At 49.4% G+C, this 21,617-nt stretch carries 17 protein-coding genes; 5 read left to right on the forward strand and 12 right to left on the reverse strand.

Going from position 1 to position 21,617, the window contains the following annotated elements; all coding sequences use genetic code 11:
* Positions 1-2: 2 nt before the first annotated feature.
* The 3 genes from C6Y40_RS16715 to thpR all read right to left on the reverse strand — a co-directional run bounded on the left by C6Y40_RS16715 (position 3) and on the right by thpR (position 3,809).
* Positions 3-2,186 (reverse strand): M3 family metallopeptidase, encoded by a 2,184-nt coding sequence (locus tag C6Y40_RS16715; RefSeq protein WP_105935550.1) that lies wholly within the window; start codon positions 2,184-2,186, stop codon positions 3-5.
* A 100-nt stretch (positions 2,187-2,286) separates the two neighbouring features.
* Entirely contained in the window at positions 2,287-3,141 is an 855-nt protein-coding gene (gene purU, locus C6Y40_RS16720) for a formyltetrahydrofolate deformylase (RefSeq protein ID WP_105935551.1), read from the reverse strand.
* A 68-nt stretch (positions 3,142-3,209) separates the two neighbouring features.
* Positions 3,210-3,809 carry an RNA 2',3'-cyclic phosphodiesterase gene (gene thpR / locus C6Y40_RS16725; protein WP_105935552.1) on the reverse strand — a complete coding sequence of 200 codons (600 nt, stop codon included), beginning with the start codon at positions 3,807-3,809 and terminating at the stop codon, positions 3,210-3,212.
* A 174-nt stretch (positions 3,810-3,983) separates the two neighbouring features.
* On the opposite strand from thpR, the gene hrpB reads away from it, so the two are divergent.
* Both hrpB and phbB read left to right on the forward strand, forming a co-directional pair.
* Positions 3,984-6,458, forward strand: a complete 2,475-nt coding sequence (gene hrpB, locus C6Y40_RS16730; RefSeq protein WP_105935553.1) for an ATP-dependent helicase HrpB — start codon at positions 3,984-3,986, stop codon at positions 6,456-6,458.
* A 161-nt stretch (positions 6,459-6,619) separates the two neighbouring features.
* A complete protein-coding gene (phbB, locus tag C6Y40_RS16735; RefSeq protein WP_105935554.1) occupies positions 6,620-7,342 on the forward strand; it encodes an acetoacetyl-CoA reductase in 723 nt (240 codons plus the stop codon).
* 62 nt (positions 7,343-7,404) lie between these two features.
* Here phbB and C6Y40_RS16740 read toward each other — a convergent pair whose 3' ends face one another.
* The 7 genes from C6Y40_RS16740 to C6Y40_RS16770 form a co-directional block, all read right to left on the reverse strand.
* Complete coding sequence (locus C6Y40_RS16740; RefSeq protein WP_240621993.1) at positions 7,405-8,697, reverse strand: lytic murein transglycosylase; 1,293 nt, start codon at positions 8,695-8,697, stop codon at positions 7,405-7,407.
* Positions 8,698-8,761: 64 nt separating this feature from the next.
* The gene (locus C6Y40_RS16745) at positions 8,762-9,979 is read right to left on the reverse strand and encodes a polyhydroxyalkanoate depolymerase (RefSeq protein WP_105935555.1); all 1,218 of its coding nucleotides are present in this window, start codon (positions 9,977-9,979) and stop codon (positions 8,762-8,764) included.
* 199 nt (positions 9,980-10,178) lie between these two features.
* Entirely contained in the window at positions 10,179-10,517 is a 339-nt protein-coding gene (locus tag C6Y40_RS16750; RefSeq protein ID WP_105935556.1) for a phasin family protein, read from the reverse strand.
* A gap of 25 nt (positions 10,518-10,542) precedes the next feature.
* Positions 10,543-11,172 carry a phasin family protein gene (locus C6Y40_RS16755; protein WP_105935557.1) on the reverse strand — a complete coding sequence of 210 codons (630 nt, stop codon included), beginning with the start codon at positions 11,170-11,172 and terminating at the stop codon, positions 10,543-10,545.
* Between the two features lie 168 nt (positions 11,173-11,340).
* On the reverse strand, positions 11,341-11,769 hold the full coding sequence (gene phaR / locus C6Y40_RS16760; RefSeq protein ID WP_105935558.1) for a polyhydroxyalkanoate synthesis repressor PhaR: 429 nt from the start codon (positions 11,767-11,769) through the stop codon (positions 11,341-11,343).
* 234 nt (positions 11,770-12,003) lie between these two features.
* Positions 12,004-13,788: a PHA/PHB synthase family protein gene (locus C6Y40_RS16765; protein ID WP_105935559.1), complete on the reverse strand. Its 1,785-nt coding sequence runs from the start codon at positions 13,786-13,788 to the stop codon at positions 12,004-12,006.
* An 18-nt stretch (positions 13,789-13,806) separates the two neighbouring features.
* Positions 13,807-14,049 (reverse strand): DUF6489 family protein, encoded by a 243-nt coding sequence (locus C6Y40_RS16770; RefSeq protein WP_105935560.1) that lies wholly within the window; start codon positions 14,047-14,049, stop codon positions 13,807-13,809.
* 206 nt (positions 14,050-14,255) lie between these two features.
* Between C6Y40_RS16770 and mrcB the strand changes: the two genes are divergently transcribed.
* Entirely contained in the window at positions 14,256-16,580 is a 2,325-nt protein-coding gene (mrcB, locus tag C6Y40_RS16775; RefSeq protein WP_240621995.1) for a penicillin-binding protein 1B, read from the forward strand.
* Positions 16,581-17,494: 914 nt separating this feature from the next.
* Here the strand turns inward: mrcB and C6Y40_RS16780 are convergent.
* The gene (locus C6Y40_RS16780) at positions 17,495-18,409 is read right to left on the reverse strand and encodes a DUF808 domain-containing protein (protein WP_105935562.1); all 915 of its coding nucleotides are present in this window, start codon (positions 18,407-18,409) and stop codon (positions 17,495-17,497) included.
* Positions 18,410-18,419: 10 nt separating this feature from the next.
* The gene (locus tag C6Y40_RS16785) at positions 18,420-19,151 is read right to left on the reverse strand and encodes a hypothetical protein (RefSeq protein ID WP_105935563.1); all 732 of its coding nucleotides are present in this window, start codon (positions 19,149-19,151) and stop codon (positions 18,420-18,422) included.
* 257 nt (positions 19,152-19,408) lie between these two features.
* Here C6Y40_RS16785 and glnK point away from each other — a divergent pair, with 257 nt between their 5' ends.
* Both glnK and C6Y40_RS16795 read left to right on the forward strand, forming a co-directional pair.
* Positions 19,409-19,747 (forward strand): P-II family nitrogen regulator, encoded by a 339-nt coding sequence (glnK, locus tag C6Y40_RS16790; protein WP_105935564.1) that lies wholly within the window; start codon positions 19,409-19,411, stop codon positions 19,745-19,747.
* 35 nt (positions 19,748-19,782) lie between these two features.
* Complete coding sequence (locus C6Y40_RS16795) at positions 19,783-21,027, forward strand: ammonium transporter (protein ID WP_105935565.1); 1,245 nt, start codon at positions 19,783-19,785, stop codon at positions 21,025-21,027.
* Positions 21,028-21,617: the final 590 nt, after the last annotated feature.

Consider the following 21,617-nt stretch of genomic DNA (forward strand, 5'->3'; position numbering starts at 1 on the left):
GGTTACTTATCCTGCTCTGATGTTACCGGAAAGCCACGGTCACGCATTAGCGCTTCAACGTTTGCATCGCGACCACGGAACATGCGATAGGCCTCGGCCGGATCCATAGCATTGCGTACCGAGAACAAGTACTTCACCAGCTTGGCTGACACTTCTTCATCGTAAAAGCCGCCCGGCGCTTCTTCAAAGGCTTCTGCTGCATCCGCGGTTAATACTTCTGCCCACATATAGCCATAGTAACCCGCTGAATAACCCTCACCAGAGAAAACATGGCCAAAGTGAGGAGTACGGTGACGCATTACGATTTCTTCAGGCATTCCCAGTGCTTTGAGTTGTTCACGCTCAAAACTGTCTGGTTCGATACCGGCAGGATCTGTGGTGTGATAGAGCAGATCCATGATGGCTGATGCCATATACTCGGTAGTCTTGAACCCTTCGTTAAAGGTCGATGCCTTCTTGATTTTAGCAATCAGGCTGTCCGGAATGGGTTCGCCGGTTTCATAATGTACCAGGTACTCATCAATGACTTCATCAGTGGTCAGCCAGCGCTCCAGTAACTGCGACTGGAACTCAGTGTAATCTCTGACGCCAGAGTGTGAAGTGGGGTATTTAACGTTTGCTGACAGGAAGTGCAGCGCATGGCCAAACTCATGGAAGTATGTCTCAGCGTCATCCCAGGAAATCAGCGTTGGCTCACCTTCCGGTCCTTTCACAAAGTTCGAGTTGTTAGACGACAGAACGTTTTTGTCACCATCAAAGGTAGTGTGTCTGCGATAGGTAGTTGCCCAGGCGCCGGAGCGTTTACCCTGACGAGCGAACGGATCCAGATACCACAGACCAACCAGTTCACCGGAATCCTTATCGGCCACTTCCCATACTTTCACATCAGGATGGAATACCGGTACCGTGCCCGCCGGAACCGGTTTAAAGTCAAAGTTGAACAAGCGTCCGGCCACATAAAACATGGCTTCGCGCAGTTTATCCAGTTGCAGGTATTGTTTCACCTCATTGGAATCTAGGTCGTATTTCGCGAGACGAACTTTTTCGGCGTAAAAACGATAATCCCAGGGTTTAATTTCGATGTCCGCACCTTGGGCATCGGCAATGGCCTGCATGTCGGCCACTTCTTCCTCAACCCGGGCGAGTGCCGCTGGCCAGACTTTCATCATCAGTGCCATGGCATTTTCAGGGTTCTTCGCCATGCGGTCTTCGAGACGCCACTGAGCGTAGTTATCGTAACCGAGCAGCTGAACGCGTTCATGGCGCAGGGTAAGAATTTGTTTGATGATGTCGTTGTTATCAAACTCGTCGCCGTTATCACCGCGGTCGTAATAGGTGCGCCATACTTTTTCTCGTAAATCCCGCTGCGTTGAGTAGGTCAGGAAAGGATCCATTGATGAACGCGTATTGGTAATGGCATACATGCCTTCCTTACCACGGTCTGCGGCAGCAGCGGCTGCTGCTTTAACAAAACTTTCCGGTAAGCCGTCGAGTTGCTCGGCTGTAATATAGGTGACGTAATTTTCTTCGTCTGCCAGAACGTTATTGGAAAAACGGGTATGCAGGCTTGCCAGCTCTTTGTTGATTTCGGCGTAACGAGCTTTGGCTTCACCCTCAAGGGTAGCCCCATTGCGGGCAAAACTGTTATAGATGAGCCACGTAATACGTTGCTCTTCGTCAGTAAGCGTGTTTAGTTCGTCACTTTCATAAACCGCTTTAATGCGCTCGAAAAGCTTGCTGTTCTGATTGATTTTGGAGCGGTAGGCTGACAGCTTGGGTGATAACTCCCGCTGCAGTTCACGGAACTCCGGACTGGATACGTTAGAGCTCCAGATACCATAATAGGTATAGACCCGGCCAATGGTGTCGCCGGCCTTCTCGTAAGCCACAATCGTATTGGCGAAATCCGGCGCTTCGGGGTTATTGGCAATCGCATCAATTTCGGCCAGGTGTTCGGCCATAGCCGCTTCCATGGCTGGCATCAGATCGGCCAGTTGCATATCTTCAAAGGCTGGTACGCCACCATAGGGGCCTTTAAAAGGTTGCAGCAAGGTGTTTTCAACTGTCTGGCTGGTTGTTTCGGCAGCACCTGAGGCGGTATTTTCGTTGCCCGATGGTGCGTCAGTACAGCCTGCCAGTGCGAGCACTATGGCGGTGGCAGTGAGCGTCTTTTTTATTGTAAGCATAGAGTTCCTGTCATTTTTATTGTTGAATTATATTTTGTGATGCCTTGCCGCTCAGTTGTGTAACTGGCAGGCGTTGTATTCACTGCCAGCGACAAAAGAACTAGGCAAAAACCACAGTTTTGTTGTGATGAATAATGACCCGGTCTTCGAGGTGGTTACGCACACCCGTAGCCAGCGCATTAACTTCGCAGTCTTTACCTTTACGTACCATGTCGGCAGCTGTATCACTGTGGCTGATACGTTTAACACTTTGCTCAATAATCGGGCCTTCATCGAGGTCTCGGGTAACGTAGTGGCAGGTTGCACCAATGAGTTTTACGCCGCGATCATAGGCTTGCTGGTAGGGCTTGGCCCCGGCAAAGGAGGGCAGAAAGCTGTGATGGATATTAATTGCTCTGCCGGCCAGTTTTGAGCAAAGATTGTCGGGCAGGATTTGCATAAAACGGGCGAGTACCGTGAGGTCGATGGCATATTCATCCAAAAGTACTTCAATTTGTTTAAATGCATTTTCTTTCCCCAGGGTCTTAAAGTCTACCCAGTGAAAAGGCACTTTGTACCAGTCAGCAAACTGCTTCATTTGCGGGTGGTTACCAATAATGCAGGGAATATCGCAATGTAACTCGCCGGTATGCCAGCGATGCAAAATATCCACCAGACAATGAGATTCCACACTACTGAGCAGTGCTACTCGCTGGCGCTTGGATGAATCAGTTACCTTCCACTGCATCTGGAACTCATTCGCCAACGGGGTAAATTCTTCAATAAAACGATCATAAGAGAGCGTTAATGAGTCGGTACTGATTTCGTGGCGCATAAAAAACCGACCGGTCTGAACGTCGGTATGATGGCTGGCTTCGAGGATTGACGCATCATGGTCAGCCAGAAACTGAGATACGCGTGCAACCAGGCCAACCTGGTCGGGGCAATCGATAATAAGTCTGAAAGTTTGGTGCATGTTACTGGTGTTCTCTAAAGTGATGTGTCTTTTTACCGAGCAGCGACAGTGCTGTAAAGAGGCAAAGGTTAAAAATTCCCGCGCAGCAATTTTTCGCGCACTGAGTTAGTGTTACGCAGCGGCCAGCTTTGGCGGATAGGGTATGTTACACCAGATTGAGTAGAGACAGATTCAAATAAATGGAACTGACTAAACTGGCAGACAACTGACGGCGGGAAAAGTGGTGGAGGAAAGTCCGCTTTAACGTTGCGGATGATTGTAACATGAGGCTGATAGTCCCGCTTCTCGACGGCGATGTCTGCCTGACGGGCGGCGGCCGTTGCCTTTGCGGCCAGTTCTGACAACGGTTCGGGAACTTGTTCGGGGCCAACATAGAAAATCTTCGGCCCCGACCAAAAACCGGTTGTATCGAGCGACAATTCAAAAGGTTCCGACGTCACCTCAGCGAGGCACTCGGTTACCGCTTCTAACTGGCGTGGCGAAACAGACCCTAAAAAGCACAGGGTAATATGAAAGTTAGCTGCCGGCACCGGACGCGGCTGGCGTATGGGCGCTTTAGTCTTCAGCGGCATTTTGACGCGCGGAAGCTCCGGCAGGCTTTTCTCCCGCCAGCTGTCCAAGGCCAGTTTGTTCGCCGGCGATAAATCCAATCCAATAAAATAACGCATGTTACGTCCGGGCCTGATAAGCTTTGAGGCTAGCTATGTTGGCAGTTTATCCGGCGCAGAACAAGACAGGTTTATGTCTTAACCGGCCATGGCTATACTGCCACTATGTACTAAATTATAGTGCAAAAAAATTAAAGAACACCTATTCTTTATCGCGTTGCCGAATTAATTCTGATGTCGAAACTATTACCCGTAGAAAGCATAATACCTGATTTACTTACCGCTCTGGATACCACTGATGTGTTGCTCAGCGCGCCGCCCGGTGCCGGTAAATCCACCGCTGTACCCATGGCCTTGTTGCGGTCAACCTCCGCCAGGATTCTGCTATTACAACCCCGCCGTGTGGTGGTGAAGCAACTGGCGGGCTATCTGGCACGGCAGTTAGGCGAGGAAGTAGGCGAGACAGTTGGCTATCGTATTCGCGGCGAGCAGAAAACCAGTGCGGCCACCCGTCTGGAAATTATTACCGAAGGGATCCTCACCCGTAGGTTGCAGCAGGATCCCGAACTGGCCGGCGTGGATATTGTGTTGTTTGATGAATTTCATGAGCGCAGCCTGCACAGCGACTTCAGTCTGGCGCTGGCCACTGAGGTGCGACAAACCCTGCGTGATGATCTGCGCCTGGTAGTGATGTCGGCAACGCTGGATGTTACTCCTCTGCGTAACCTGTTGCCGGAAGCTAGGGTATTATCCAGTCAGGGGCGCCGCTTCGATGTGGAAGAAGTGTATGTGGGCGAGTGTCATCTTTCGCAGCTGAGCCCGCGCATTGGCGCCCTGATTACCGATGTGCTCACTAAAGAATGCGGCGACATACTGGTGTTTTTACCTACCGTAAAACACATTAATCAGGTGTTAGGTGCTCTGTCTGGCATAGAGAGCAAAGAAGTAGCAGTCCTACCTCTTCATGGTGCTTTGCCACTTCAGCAACAGCAATTAGCTCTTAGACCTCATGTAGAGGGTTTAAGAAAAGTCATACTGGCTACTAATATTGCAGAAACCAGCTTAACCATTGAAGGTATCCGCCTGGTCATTGATAGTGGCCGGGAGCAGGTCGCTCAGTTTCATCCGACAACCGGCATGACCGAGCTTTCATTAAAGATGATTTCACAGGCATCAGCTGAGCAACGTAAAGGTCGTGCGGGCCGGGTACAGGAGGGCACATGCTACCGGCTATGGAGTAAAGAAGCCCATAGCCGGCTGGCAGAGTTCGCTCTACCCGCCATACGCACTGAAGACATAACGTCTCTGGTGCTACACAGTGCCGACTGGGGCACTTCTCTTGATGCCCTGCCGCTGTTGGACAAGCCGAGTGACGCGCAATTAAATGCCGCGACTCAGACGCTGCAGGAACTCCGATTACTGGATACTAACGGGCGGATTACGCCACTTGGTAAGGACAGTCTTAAACTACCGGTCGATGCGAAATTCGCCAGTATGCTGCTACAGCTAAAAGAGGAAGCTGAATTAACGGATGATCAGACACTGCTGACTGCTGGTTGCGTGGTGACTGCCCTGGCCGAAGAAGCGCCCCGAACGGAACACTGGCTGGTGAGTGATGTTCTTCGCTCCTTACCTCCTCCGATCAGACAATCGGTAAGCCGTCAGGCGTCGAGGTATGCTCGTTTGCTAGGCAGCGACGCCAAAATAGACCCCAGGCTGAATGTGCCGGAACACTACCTTGGCCTGGCAATAGGTCTGGCCAGGCCAGGCTGGATTGCCCGGGCGCGCAATATACAGGAATTTAAGCTGGCTATGGGAACCGGGGCAGAACTGGTTCAGCCGGCGGCGACAGAACATCCCTGGCTGGCGGTATTAGCCGGCCAACGCAAAGATGCTAATTTATTGATTCGTTTAGCACAGCCAATCGAAGAGCAGCTTATCAGTGAGCATTTCTCGGCTTCTGTTTCATCACAGCAGGTTGCCTTTTATGACGCTCAAAGCGACACAATGAAGGCCGAAGAGCGGCGTTACTTCAAGCAAATCCTGCTATCCCGCAAACCGCTGGCTAAGCTCGGCGAAGCGCAAAGAATTCAGTGCTGGCAAAACTGGTTAGGCGAAAAGGGCATTAAAGACTGGCCATTCTTTAACGAGCTTGAAGAGACTTTAAACCGGCTTAATATGGCGCGAACACATAATCTTGTGGCCAGCGGGTTTGATGGCGACGCGACCTGGCCGGAGGTGTCGACAAGCTGGTTACTCGGGCAGGAGGTGGTGCATGCCGTATTAGGGCGATGCGCGTCACTTAGCCAGCTTAAAAAAGCGCACTGGGCGGAGGTACTACTGCAAACATTGAGCTGGCCTCAGCGTCAGGTCGTTGAGCAACAATTGCCCGCGAGCCTTAAAGTGCCCAGCGGCACAACACGACGCTTGCGTTATGAAAGCGAATCGCGGGTAGTGTTGTCAGTCAAAATGCAGGAAATGTATGGCAGTGCTGCACCAGTGACCGTTGCTCAGGGTCGGCAAGTGGTTACGGTAGAGTTGTTATCACCGGCCGGCCGACCGATTCAGACTACTAATGATTTACCGCGCTTCTGGCAGGGTAGTTATGCCGAGGTGAGAAAAGATATGAAGGGCCGTTATCCCAAACACTACTGGCCTGAAGATCCGACCACTGCAATGCCTTCTGTTAAAACAACGAAGAATAAGTAACTGAATACTATTATTAAAATGTCATATAGACCGAATAGGCTATTGACTTGGAGAATAGTTTATAGACCAACGTCTGATTTTCACGGTGGAATATTCAAGCTATAGATGATTATATAGTAATCAGTTGTACGTTGAGCAATATCAAACAAGAAGGAAAGAGCATGAGCAGAGTAGCACTCGTTACAGGTGGAACACGCGGTATTGGTGAAGCAATCTGTACGACACTGAAGGATGCGGGTTATACCGTAGTGGCTAACTATGGCGGAAACGATCAGGCGGCACAGGAATTTACCGAGCGAACAGGCATCGCGGCGATGAAATTCGACGTGTCAGACTTTGAGAAAACCAAAGCTGCCATAGAACAAATCGAGTCGGATTTTGGCCCCGTAGATGTGCTGATCAATAACGCCGGTATCACGCGCGACGGTACCATGCACCGTATGACGTTTGAACAGTGGAACGCGGTTATCCAAACTAACCTGGCTTCGTGTTTTAACACATGCCGGGCGGTTATCGAGGGGATGCGCGAGCGTTCATTTGGCCGTATCGTAAACATTGGTTCAATCAATGGCCAGGCGGGTCAGTATGGTCAGGTGAACTACGCGGCGGCAAAATCCGGGATCCACGGTTTCACTAAAGCGCTGGCTCAGGAAGGTGCTGCTAAAGGTATCACCGTAAATGCTATTGCTCCAGGCTACATTGATACTGATATGGTACGAGCAGTACCAGAAGACGTACTGAAGAAAATTGTTGCGAAAATCCCGGTTGGCCGTTTAGGTAAGCCAGAAGATATCGCTGACGGTGTGTTGTTCCTGATTAAAGATGAGTCGAGCTTTATCACAGGCTCAACGCTGTCTATTAACGGCGGTCAGCACATGTACTAAACCGAAAAAGCCGGACTTGCTGTGATTATAAAGCGCTGTCCGGCTTTTTTTATTCAGTACAATTAAGAGGTCGGAGTAACTTCTATTCCCAGTGCCTGCATGACGGCCAGCGAAGGAAAACCATCGGCAATCATGTCACTACGGCGTTGAAATTCGCGGATCCCCTCGCGGGTAGCCGGTCCTAAAATACCGTCTGCGCCACCAACATCAATTCCTTTTTGATTAAGCTGTTCCTGCATAGCTTTAATATCGTCGCGACGATAATTCGGCAAAGGAGGCAGGGATGCAACCAGTTCACCGTCGCCGGCAATTCTGTCTGCCAGTCGGCCCACCGCAATGGCGTAAAACTCCGAATTGTTCCAGCGCATGATCACTCTGAAATTAGGGTAAGCGAGAAAGGTTGGACCCTCATGACCGGCGGGCATGACTAAATAGGCATTCATATCGCTGCTACCCAGTGTATCTCCGCTGGCACGGGTTACCCCGAGTTCGTTCCAGTCGGTCACGGTGCGACGTTTAGAATAGCCCAGTAATGAGTAATCAAAACCGTCGGGCAGTTTGACTTCTCTGCCCCAGCGAAACCCCGGTTGCCAGCCCAGCTGAGACAGAAAGTTGGCCGCTGATGTTAATGCATCTGCTTCGCTATCCCAGAGATTAATCTGTCCGTCACCATCACCATCGATGGCGTAGTTAGCATAGGCTGATGGCATAAACTGGGTGTGACCCATGGCACCCGCCCAGGAACCCACCATTTTTTCCTGCTCTAAAGACTGCTCTTCCAGCAACTTTACGGCAGTGAGCAATTCACGGGTGAAAAATGTGCTGCGTCGCGGATCACAGGCCAGGGTTGCCAGAGAATCGAGTACCGGCATTTTCCCTTTATAGCCGCCGAAATTTGTTTCCAGACCCCAGAACGCCAGTAAGTACTGAGCGGGAATACCGTATTGCTTTACCAAATCCTGCAGCAGCTCTTTATGCTCGCCGGCCAGGTGACGGCCCTTGTTGATTCGCCAGTCATTAACCCGCTTACTGAAGTAACCGGGAAAAGTTTGCACAAATTCCGGCTGGCTGCGGTCAAGCTCAATGACTCTGGGCTGATATTTGATATTGGCAAATACCTGTTCGGCTATGGCTGGTGTGATACCCGCCTCTAAGGCTGATTGCTGCAGGTTTTGCTTGCAGACGTTGAAGGCCTGAACCGGATCGGCTTCAGCAGAGGGCTGCTCATCGATATTTTGCAGGGCATAAGCAGTCGGCTGAAAACTCAGCGCTGCCACAGACAGCATAAAACAGGAGGTTAACCGTGGGAACAAACACTGACCTTTAGCGGATGTGCAGCGGGGAACAAAGCGCATAGAAATCTCCCTGAAATTAAGAGCACCCATGCTAACCTAAGTTGCCAGCATGGGCGAGATAACGTCAGGCAAATTTATGAATAAAATCGGTGATCAACGGACGAATATGTTTGCGGAACTGTGAACCGCTAAAAATACCGTAGTGACCGGCACCTTGCTGAACGTGGTGTTTACGTTTGGATTTGGGAATGTTCTTACATAAATGCTGAGCTGCTTCGGTCTGCCCCAAACCGCAAATGTCGTCGTTAGCGCCTTCAACGGTTAACAGCGGCGTATTTTCTATAGACTCGAAGTTAACCGGTTGACCTTTGTAGGTGATAGCGCCACGAGCCACTTCATTATTTTTAAATACGCGCTCGATAGTTTCCAGATAAAACTCTGCCGGCATATCCAGTACTGCCAGGTATTCGTCGTAGAATGCCCGGAAACGGTCGGCATCTTCTTCCTCACCCAGAAACAGGTTCTGGTAGAAATCGATGTACTTCCTCATGTGTGCCTGTTGGTTCATGCTAATAAAACCGCCAAGCTGCATAAAGCCAGGATACACCTTACGCCCTTCGCCCGGATAACCATGCGGAACAGTCATAATGGCGACATTACGGAACCAGGACATGGGATGCTTCTTGGAAAACTCATTAACCCGGGTAGGATTTTTACTGGTATCGATTGGGCCCGCCATCAACGTGAGCGTATGAGGCGTAGCCGTGCTCTTCTGCTCGGCCATTACCGCGGTGGCAATCAATGCCTGAACTGTGGGCTGGCAAATAGCCATTAAATGGGTATTCGGACCAAGATACTCCATAAAGTTAATCAGGTATTCAACATAACAGTCAAAGCTGAAAGGGCCCTCGTCCAGAGGCACTTCGCGGGCATCAGCCCAGTCGGTAATATACACTTCATGGTCTGGCAACAGCGCTTCTACCGTGCCTTTGAGTAACGTAGCAAAGTGGCCGGAGAGCGGCGCAACAAGCAATACTTTGTGATCGTCGTGCACACCTACGCGATTAAAGTGAATTAAATCGCAAAACGGTTTGGATACTACAACTTCTTCCTTAACGGCGTGGTACTTGCCATCAATGGTGATCTCGTCAATATTAAAGCCAACTTTCTCGTAACGGCGGGTGAGTCGCATGGCGGTCTCAAGACTCGCCCGGCTAACACGGCCTGGAATAGTGTGGGAAAATGGATTCGACGGGTGGCTGGCAATATCGTTTAGCAGACTAAACCCTTCATGCATGATTTGCGCACCGCGAGCCATGTAGTCGTATGCTTGGTAATTCATTGTTTCACTCCCGGAGGTACTACTTTTTGAGTGATATGTGGACCGACAAAAACGCCCTTGGTTCCACAAATGTCAAAAAAATGTAATACAAATATCAAAAAAGGGCCATTAAGTATAACAGCCCTTTTTCTGGGCCCGAATAACACTTATGTCCTATTTTCAGAGCAAGTGTTGCGGGCATTTTTAGCCTGGCGGAGTCTTACTTAGCAGTAAACTTAGTAGTGAACTCTTCGCTCATGCCTTTCATCATTTCACCCGCTTTTTGCTGGGTTTCAGTGATCAGCGTGTAGCTGCTTTTCGCAGACTCAGTCATTTTTTCCTGCATGCTTTCTAAATACGCTTTTTGCGCTTCAGCAAGGCTCATCAGGTCCTTTTGCTGGCTGGCAGTCTCAACAAAAGACATACCGTCAGACATCAGGGTAGAGAACAGAGAATTTTGCTTTTCAGCTAATTCCTGCATGGTGTTCATGTTCAAAGTCGCAAGTTCAGTTACAGGCTTCATTGCAGTTTGAAATTTTTCAGTCATTTGCTCTAGCATTAGTCTCTCCTTAAAGAGTCGTTAATTAATTGGTTGATTTGGTTTCGGCCGCTTTAGTTGCTGGCTTTTTAGCTGTCGAAGTTGTTCTACGCGTACGCGTGGTTTTCTTTGCAGCCGGCTTAGCTGCAGGCTTTGCCTCAGCTTCAGCAGGTTTCGCCGCTGCTTTAGCTTCCTTTGCCGGGGCTGGCTCCTCTTTTGGCGTCGGGGCCGGAGTAGGAGCTGCCTTGGCTGCCGGTTTTGGCGCTGCTTTCTTCGCAGGCGCTTTTACCGGTGCGGCCTTAGCTGCTGGTTTCTCAACAGCCTTGGTTACCTCTTTCGTGACTTCTTTGGCGGCTTCAGCACTATCTTCAATCGATGATTTCACTACGTCTTTCATGTCAGACTGTAAGTGGCTTAATGTTGAATAAGCGCCTTTAGAAGCAACAGCCAAACGGTCGCGCATGGCTTCAGCAAATTCAGAATTTGCGGCAAAAACACCTTTCGCCTCGGTTTGTACCGACACGGTTTCGAGATATTTCACGCTATCGCTCAATAAACCGGTAAACAACTCGGTTTGGTTTTGCGATAAATCTTCCAGCATTTTTGCATTCACGGCCATCCATGAATTCACTGGCTTGGAAGACTTCTTAAGTTGCTCTGAAAATTTGCCAAACATATAACACTCCCGTTCGAAGTTTATACTTGCTGCGTCGCAGCATTCGTTGGTTATATATTAGACAGCAGAGGGCGGAATGGTCAAGGGGTATTTTGTTGCAATGCAGCAAAATGCCTATAACAATATAGAATAACTATACAACTTTTTATGCTGCGGTGCAGCAAGTGGCTATTTTTTCTGATCTTTTGCTGATTTGGTCCAGGCGTCGATATTCTGTTCCATGATTTTACTGAACATACCCAGCGGGCTGGTATCGACCATATTCTTCATCATTCCCTGTAAACTGTCCTGTTGTTCCATAAAGCTAATCAGGCTTTGTTCCAGGTACTCGCGGAGGAATAACTGCATATCAGAGTCGTAAAAACGAATAAGCTGCTTGAGGAGTTTATTGGTGAGCAGCGACTGATGTTCATTGGTTTCGGACTCACTAATGATCTGTAACAGGATAGTCTTGGTTACATCGTCACCGGATTTTGAGTCGACCACGTTAAAGTCGGTGCGCTCATTTACCAGTGTCTTAATGTAATCCATGTTCACATATTGACTGCGTGATGTGTCATAAAGCCTGCGATTTGGATATTTCTTGATAGTAACCATGGCAACCTGTGCTTATCTTATTTGAACATGAGTAAGTAGCTATTACTTCTACTTATCCGGGCTGGCAGTTACTGCCCGGCAGAGGCATTACCACCCCTGAATCGGGTGTACAGAGTGCTGAAAAAACCAAAAAAGAACCCCGGTGTAGGGCCGGCAGGTTCACCCAAACCCTGTCAGCTATCCTGCAATGTAGCGCAGAACAGGCCGACAGAGCAAATATCGGGCGGTTTATAGTTAGCCGAGACGTCGTTTAACGTAACTGCCTGGTGCATCTTCAATAATAGGGTAAGACTTATGTTTCCCCGGTTTTGGTGAAGTAACCTGTTTATCATTGTGTGACTGCAGCCAGTTGTACCAGTCCGGCCACCAGGAACCCTCATGCTGAGTGGCGCCGTCAAACCAGGCGGCGGCATCTGCCGGCAGGTCTTCGTTGATCCAGTGAGGGTACTTGCCTTTAGCAGGTGGATTAATTACCCCTGCTAAGTGCCCGGAACCAGCCAGCACAAAGCGGGTATCACCACCTACCAGTTGGGTGCCTTTGTAGGCGGCTTGCCAAAGCACGATGTGATCGGCAATGGTAGCCAGGAAATAAACGGGTACGTCGATATTGCCCAGATCGATAGGTACGCCGTCAATTACCATTCCACCAGGTTCCCGCAGTTTGTTTTCCCAGTACATGGTACGCACATACTGTTTAAAGCAGGCGGCGGTGATATTGGTGGCATCACTGTTCCAGAACAGAATATCGAAGGCAGCGGGATCCTCGCCTTTCAGGTAGTTATTGATAAAGTAAGACCAGAACAGGTTGTTTTCGCGCAACAGGCTGAAACTAAGCCCCAGTATGCGGCCATCATATACGCCTTTAATGTCGGCATTCTGCTCCATGGCGTTAAGACTTTCTTCGGTCAGATAGTTACCAATTTCACCTGGCTCACTGAAGTCGGTCAGGGTGGTTAGCAGAGTAAGTGACTGAATTCGCTCATCGCCCTGGGCGCGCAGGTAAGCTGCAGTTACGGCAGACAGGGTGCCGCCTACACAAAAGCCGGTCATGTTAACTTTGGGCTGTTTGGTAATCTCGCATACCACATCCAGCGCGGCCAGCGGACCGTGCTTCATATAACTCACGAAGTCATGGTCGGCCAGGGATTTATCCGGGTTGACCCAGGAGATCATGAACACGCTAAAGCCGTTTTCGAGCAGTCCTTTTACTGCGGATTTCTTTTCATCCAGATCGAGGATGTAATATTTGTTGATAAACGGCGGCACGAACAACACCGGTGGCGCGTAGGTTTTAGCTTTTTTCGGTGTGTAATGAATGAGCTGCATGAGGTCATTCTGGTACACCACCTTGCCTTCAGTTGTGGCGAGGTTTTCACCAAGCTCAAAGGCCGACATATCGGTTTGCGTAATCTTAAACGCTTCAAGCGGACTCTGCTCCAGGTCGCGCATGAAGTTCTCAATGCCTTTGAGCATGCTTTGCCCTTTGGACTTGAGGATTTCTTCACACACATCCGGGTTAGAGAACAGGTAATTGGTTGGCGCTACCGAGTTAATATACTGACGAGTATAAAACTTTACCTGTTCAGCAGATTTAGGATCAGCAAAGGTCATGGAGTCCATCATACCCTGCAGCATTTTGGAATTAATCAGGTAGGCTTGCTTTAAATAATTAAAAACCGGGTTTTCATTCCAGTCGGTGTGGCTGAAACGTTTGTCACCACGTGACTCACTAACTACTGCTTCAGCCTTCTCGCCGAACATGGCCCTGCTTGCCTGCTGCCAAAGCTCGGTTTGCTGGCGCATAAACTCCATCTGGTTTTCAACCAGCTTAGAGGTATCTACTTCTACCTTATCAGCCAGTTTTGTGGTCAGTAGCTGTTGCAAGTGTTGCGGGTCGAACATCTTTGCAGCGTCGTTCGAATCAGCCTGACGGGTAAGAATTTTCTGTACCATGCTATTAAACTGCTCAGCATACTGGTTCAGCGTGTCCAGAATTTCCTGCTTATCCTGTTGCTCCACAAGTGCTCCTTGAAGTTGTTATTTTTTGCCTGAGGCGGTGCTGGTGGCAATGCCTTCCATCATTTTCTGGTAGAAAGAAAAGGCCTGTTGACTGCCATCAAGGTAGGGTTTCAGAAGGGTCATCATTGTTTCCTGGTTACCGTTTTTTAATTGTTCGGTAAACATGGCAATGGTGGCTTCATGGATTTTGGTCATGTCCGGCCAGCCTAAGAGTTCGCGAGCTTCTGACGGTGACAGATCGATATCGACGGTAATTTTCATGGTAAACTCCTTACTTTAGCCAGTATCATGGCTTTCCCAAAGGCTGATTGACTTACAGAGTAAAAAGCGAACAATCACTTGTCTAGTCTGATGAGCCTAAAGTTGCATACAGGTAATTGATACAGCGCAAACAAAACTGCTGTGTCCCTTGCCCGGACTGAATGCCAGCAACCGGTCGTACCCGCAAAGTATTTACAGGAAGCGTTGTGACATCAAAAAAAGCCGAGCCTACTTCTCATCCTAACCGAAAACGCCGACTCTGGCGGTTTTTCTGGAAGTTATCTTTAATTCTGCTGGTGCTGTTCGGGGCCTACATTATTTATCTTGATGCCCAGATTAAGCACCACTTTTCAGGTAATAAATGGCAGGTGCCTGCACAAATCTATGCCCGTCCGCTGCAACTGCAAAAGGGTGAGGAGATTACTCGAAAAGAAGTGCTGGATGAGCTGAAACTGCTGGGTTACCGACGGGTGAATCAGATTCAGGGCAGTGGCGAATACAGTGTTAGTCAGGCCGCTATTAATATTTACCGTCGGGCGTTCCACTTTCCTGATGGCTTTCAGCCGTTGCGGCAGTTAGCTATCCGCTGGAATGGTGCGCGCATCGCCTCTATTACTGACTTACAAACAGACCAGTCATTACAACAGGTCAGGCTGGAATCCTGGCTGGTAACCCGTCTTGCCAGTGGCAGTCAGGAAGATCGTATGCTGGTGACGCTGGAAGATGTGCCGCCGTTACTGGTAAAGGCATTAACGCTTACCGAAGATCGTGACTTTTACAGTCATCACGGTATTGCCCCGTTGTCTATCATCCGTGCGCTACTAGCGAATATCGCAGCGGGGCGCACGGTTCAGGGCGGCAGTACGCTCACTCAGCAACTGGTTAAAAACCTCTATCTGACCCGCGAACGTTCGCTTGAACGAAAAATTAAAGAAGCACTGATGGCCATCATCATTGATGCCCGCTACAGCAAAGACAAGATCATCCAGGCTTATCTGAATGAAGTGTTCCTGGGGCAGAGCGGTGATATGGCTGTACATGGTTTCGGCCTGGCCAGTTATTTTTATTTCGACCGCCCGGTGTACGAACTCGACGAAACCGAAATCGCCATGTTGGTAGGGATGATAAAAGGCCCTTCTTATTACAACCCCCGTAAGTACCCCGAACGTGCCATCGAACGGCGCAATCTGGTGTTGCGTTTGTTGCTGGAAGGCAATGAGTTAACCCCGCAGCAATACGAATTGGCCGTCTCCAGACCAGTAGGTATTGCTACTGGCGACAGCCTGGCGACCGGTAAACATCCGGCATTTATGACTCAGGTGCGTAAAGAGCTACAAACCATTCTTGCTGACCCTAACATTCGGGAGTCGGGCGTGAAGGTGTTCACCACCCTGGACATTTATGCCCAACGCCGCGCCGAACAGGCTTTAACCAGCACTCTGGATCGCTTGCAACCAGGCCGCGAAGCGACCCTGGAAGGCGCGATGGTGGTATCAGACATTGGCAGCGGTGAGGTGCGCGCACTGGTAGGCGGGCGCAATGTCAGCTTTGCTGGCTTTAACCGCGCTCTGGATGCGGTACGGCCCATCGGCTCGCTGGTAAAACCGGCTGTGTACCTGACGGCACTTGAGCAACCAGCGCAGTACAATCTGGCTACACCACTGGAAGATAAGCCATTATCTCTCAGCGATGAACACGGTGATAACTGGCAGCCGCAAAACTTTGATAAAACTTATCGTGGCTCTGTGCCGCTTATTGATGCGCTTAGTTTGTCACTTAATGTGCCTACGGTTAATCTGGGGCTTGAGCTGGGCATCGATAACGTTGCCGCTACTTTAAAAAATCTGGGTGTTAAACGGCCGGTTCCGGAAGTACCTGCGCTTACCCTGGGCGCGGTAGCGCTGACCCCCTTTGAAACCAACCAGATATACCAGACGATTGCTAATAATGGTGCGTACCGACCGCTACATACGGTGAGTGCCATTGTGAGCGTGAATAACCGTTTAATGTGGCGTCAGGCCGAATATGGCGAACAGCGCGTTAACGAGGAGTCAGCTTATTTGCTTAATTATGCGCTTTATAAGGTGGCCACAGAAGGTACGGCAAAAGCTATTGGCAGAACCTATGACAACATAAACATGGCGGGAAAAACCGGTACCACCGACGATTACCGCGACAGCTGGTTTGCCGGATACGATCGCAATAATCTGGCTACGGTGTGGGTAGGCAATGATGAAAACCGTTCAACCGGCCTGACAGGCTCTACTGGTGCGCTGCCGGTGTTTCTCGCCTATCAGCAGTTACAGGAACCTAAATCCCTGTCCCGACGTTTTCCTAATGGCCTGGGGATTGCGCATTTCGATCCTGTAACCGGTGCGGTAGTAACGGCCGGGTGTCAGGGCAGTATGAGTGTGCCTGCCGTACTCGATGCGCTGCCGCCTGCTCAGGGGTGTGTGGGTCAGTTGGGAGAAAAAGCGCCTGCTAAGAAAGCTAAGGATAAGTCCTGGTGGGAAAGGTTGTTTGGTGGTTGATAGGCTCATAAAACCTGGCTAAAACTACCTGGTCGGCGAAGTTTACAACCAGAGTGCAATACATCCTTATTTTTGGTTCTTATTGAGCGAGATACTGTCATTGGGCAGATGAAGTAAAAGCGTAGAGGCGTCATGGACGACGCCTCCGGCCAGCGAGGGCATGGAGCCCTCTCTGGTCGATAGGTTTTACCTGCCCGATGACAGTATGTTTTTCGTGAGTAAGAACTGCGGGGGTCAAGGGGCGTCGCATAACGCCCCTTGGTGCTGTCGGCACCCCGACAAAATGCCAAGACATCTATCGTATTTAAAGTGAACGTTATAGAAAAAATAAGATTGTTGTGAAGAAAAGAGGCTGCTAGCTTGCTATAGACGAGTAACTGCGAGTAATTATTAGTCTCTAGCAGATAAAAAACTCAGGAGATTGCAGAGATCTGCAATTCCTGAGAAGTGGCACTACGGGAGTGTCCAGGGATACAAATGCGGTAAGCCTTTAGTGGATCAATGAGTCTGACGTAAACAGGTAACGAATCCCGTTAAAAATCCCCAGCGCAACGATATAGGCCAGCACCGGACCCAATAAAAGCCAAATTAAAAAACTGTAAGTAATCATAATCTTGAACCTCGCTGTTCGTTACGGGCACACCAATAAGCGATTCACACTTACTGCCCTGTACCCAATCAGAGCCTCATCATGCTCGCCGAGCAGGCTGTCTGTTAATCTAAGTCGCAGAATAGTTAGCGATAGTTGTGCCAGTCAGGTGATTAATTTATAAAGATCTGATTTTTATAGTTTTATTGTGTTTTTGCGAAGGCGGGTAAAACTGAGCGTGTGGTTTTTTTTGCTAATTAATAACTGAATTGCCAGTAAAGTAGCGCAAATGGCTAACGCTACTTTACTGTGATGCGGAGTCTGATTACTGACGGACTTTATTAAAAACAGCCAGGGCGAAAGCGATGATCGTCCCTGCGATTAATCCGGCGATACCATCTGCGGCGATACTGAGAATTAAGGCTATCTGTGGTATCAGCTGGGTTACCGATTCAGCGAGATGATGTAAGAACGGGATACTGTGAGTCAGAATGCCGCCGCCTACCAAAAACATTGCGATGGTGCCAACGAATGACAGGACTTTCATCAGAATCGGTGCTGCTGTCAGTAAAAAACGCCCGCCTATACGCTGCGCACTGTTGTAGCCACCCGTTAGTGATTTACGCAGCAGGTATAAACCGAGGTCATCCATTTTTACAATGCCGGCCACCAGACCGTAAACCCCAATGGTAAAGGCAATACTTAGTCCGCTGAGGACCAGAATTTGCGTGGTAAGGTCGGCACCTTGCAGGCTGCCGAGGGTGATCACTACAATCTCTGCAGACAAAATAAAGTCGGTGCGTATCGCCCCTTTAATTTTGTCTTTCTCCATTTGCACCAGGTCAATGGAAGCATCGGCCAGATTATTAAGGCGCTCATCGGCTTCCTCGGCGCTGTCGGCATGGGGCAGGAAACGATGGAGCACTTTTTCAGCTCCCTCAAAACATAAATAGAGTCCGCCAAGTACCAGCAGTACTGTGATTAGTACCGGTACAAAAGCACTGATCAACAATGCGGCAGGCACGAGTATTAGTTTATTGATGAAGGAGCCCTTAGCCACTGCCCACACCACGGGTATCTCGCGGTCGGGTTTCACGCCCTGTACCTGATTGGCATTCAGCGCTAAATCATCACCCAGCACACCGGCAGTTTTCTTGGCTGCCATTTTCGACATCATGGCGACATCGTCTAGCAGGGTGGCTATATCATCAATGAGTGCAAGTAAGTTGGCTCCGGCCACGGGCAGTCCCTTATTGTTCTGTTTGTTTGTGTTGTCGTTTGTCGATGAATTGTTGGAATTCATTGCGTTGATTGCACTTTACATTGCCTCCAAACAGTCGCGCAACTGTTGCCACAGTACTATTCACTCCCTTTTCGCAATTCACGGCATATTCTCCAATTGTTTGCTCGGCTGGTTTGTACTCACCAATGCGTAAATCTGGTGATTTCTGCTCCAGACGGCGCTGCCGCGTGACTTGTTCGGCGAGTTCATGCTGTTTTTGTGACTGTAGTCCTGCAATCCCCCGGCTGACGGCGTTCGATAGACGTCGTGAAGGCGGTGCGGGGCTGTCCTCTGCCTGGGTGAGTATTTCACCTGAATACGGTGCAGAGGCTTCAGTACTGACATCGGAAATTTCTTCGGCTGGTGGTGTCGCGGTTTCGGTTTGTGATGGTTCGTTTACGGGCTGAGACTCGACTATCTTTGATTCTTCAGGAGGGGCTTCGGTTACAGCGGGTTCGGGCAATTCTTCGGCTGCGGTTTGGATTGGTGCAGGTATAACAGGCGTGTACAAGACCGCTTGCACCGGACTGGATTTCACCGGCGGTGTAGCAGGCGGTGGGAACGATAACGTGGCCAGCACTGCAATATGAACCAGCACCGAGCCGACAATCAGCCACACCAGTCTGCCAGCTTTCTTCGGGGCTGGTTCAGCAGGTTGAAAACGCGTAGGCCCGGTAAAGGCTAAGTCCATTTTTTCCATGCCAGATAGACCGGCTGTTTTACGCTAAGTTCCCTGCGATAAACGACATTACTGACAGGATGAAATGTGGCGGCACCAAAATGGTGCAAACCGGGTCTCATGCATTTTAATGGTGCGTAAAATTGTAAGAAAATATAACAATTTTTAATTTAGTTATTGATTTATATGGGTTTTAATTTGTGGCATAGGACTTGTTCTAGTCACTCTCGCACAACATGAACACTGGTAGCAAACCACTATTATTTTGGGAGCAACACATGAAACTAGTCACAGCAATCATCAAGCCATTTAAGCTGGATGATGTTCGTGAAGCCATTTCAGAAATCGGTATTGACGGTCTGACCGTAACCGAAGTGAAAGGTTTCGGACGTCAAAAAGGACATACAGAATTATACCGCGGAGCCGAGTATCAGGTCGACTTCCTGCCGAAAGTCAAACTGGAAATTGCAGTTCAGGATGATCAGGTGGAACGTTTGGTTGAAGCCATCACAGGTGCTGCGAAAACCGGCAAAATTGGTGACGGCAAGGTCTTCGTTTACGACCTTGAAGGCGCTGTCCGGATTCGTACTGGCGAAACAGATACCGACGCACTGTAAAAGCAGTCGACGAGAAATTTGCGGAGATAAGCATAATGGAAACAACTTTTGAATTAGGGTACGCGTTAGATACCTTTTACTTTTTGATCTGTGGCGCACTGGTAATGTGGATGGCTGCAGGTTTTGCCATGCTGGAAGCTGGCCTTGTACGTGCTAAAAACACAACTGAAATCTTAACTAAAAACATCGCACTGTTTGCGATCGCTTGTACTATGTACATGATTTGCGGTTACGGCATCATGTACGGCGGTGGTGACTGGGTACCTTTCCTGGGCGGCATCGTAGGCGACGGCGCAACTGGTGTTGCTGATGAACCAGCAACCTATGCACCATCAGCTGACTTCTTCTTCCAGGTAGTATTCGTTGCCACTGCAATGTCTATCGTATCTGGTGCGGTAGCTGAACGTATGAAGCTGTGGGCATTCCTTGCATTCTCAGTAGTGATGACTGGCTTTATCTACCCAATGGAAGGTGCCTGGACCTGGGGTGGCGCGTCTGTATTCGGCATGTACACACTGGGCGACCTTGGTTTCTCTGACTTCGCTGGTTCTGGTATCGTTCACATGGCTGGTGCAGCGGCTGCATTAGCGGGTGTACTGGTACTGGGTGCCCGTAAAGGTAAATACACTGCAGATGGCAAAGTTAACGCTATCCCTGGTGCAAACCTGCCTCTGGCAACTTTAGGTACATTCATCCTGTGGATGGGTTGGTTCGGTTTCAACGGTGGTTCAGTACTGGCTACTGCTACTGTAGAAAGCGCAAACGCGGTTGCTGTAGTATTCATGAACACTAACGCTGCTGCAGCGGGTGGTACTATTGCTGCTCTGATTGTTGCTCGTATCATGTTTGGTAAAGCTGACCTGACAATGGCACTTAACGGTGCACTGGCTGGTCTGGTTGCTATTACTGCTGAACCTTCTACTCCTACGCCACTGACTGCGACTCTGTTTGGTGCCCTGGGCGGTATCCTGGTTGTATTCAGCATCGTTACTCTGGACAAACTGAAAATCGATGATCCGGTAGGTGCGATTTCTGTTCACGGTGTTGTTGGTCTGTTAGGTCTGTTACTGGTTCCTGTTACTGGTGGCGCGACTTTCTCTGGTCAAATCATCGGTGCTCTGACTATCTTCGTATGGGTATTCGTAACCAGCTTAGTGGTTTGGTTAATCATCAAAGCAGTTATCGGTGTACGCGTTAGCGAAGAAGAAGAATTTGAAGGTGTTGATATCAGTGAATGTGGTCTGGAAGCTTATCCTGACTTCACTGGTGGCCGTTCATAATCTTCGGACACATTATTGATTAGGCACTTAAGTTAATAATAATAAGCCCAAATCACTTCGACTCAGACCCCGCTTATGCGGGGTTTTTTCTTAGTGCGCCGGGCATGGCGCGTAGTGCGTAAGCACTGTTCGATTCATTGTGGTGGTGAGTCGATGACTTGGAGGTGAAAGTCCTCTGCACACCCGGCAAGGGGAAGTGCTAGCTGAACGGCAAGGGTGTTCATCGCGAGGTGAAATCTCCGGGTGCCGGCCAGAAGCAAGCCGAAGGCAAAATGCTGGCCTGACGAACAGGAAGCGGTTTAGGCGTTGTTGCAGGGTGAGGTGGCTAATATCACTAAAGCCCAATACTTGCACGGGATGTAACAACGTAAAGCCGACAGGCATAAGCAGGAAGGTCGCGCGCATTACCCCGGGAGGTCTGATGTTCTGCCTCTGATTTTTTTTAGTGTGCTACTGACATCGAGAGATGTTGGGATGGAATATCAGAAGTCAGCCGAGGCAGTAGTAGTGATATTAAACCGATAGCATGAAGGGCTGAACATACTTAACCGTGATTAGGACACTGTTACTCGATGTCGATTAATGATGCA

The sequence above is a fragment of the Marisediminitalea alba genome (assembly GCF_002993365.1).
GTDB classification, from domain to species: domain Bacteria; phylum Pseudomonadota; class Gammaproteobacteria; order Enterobacterales; family Alteromonadaceae; genus Alteromonas; species Alteromonas alba.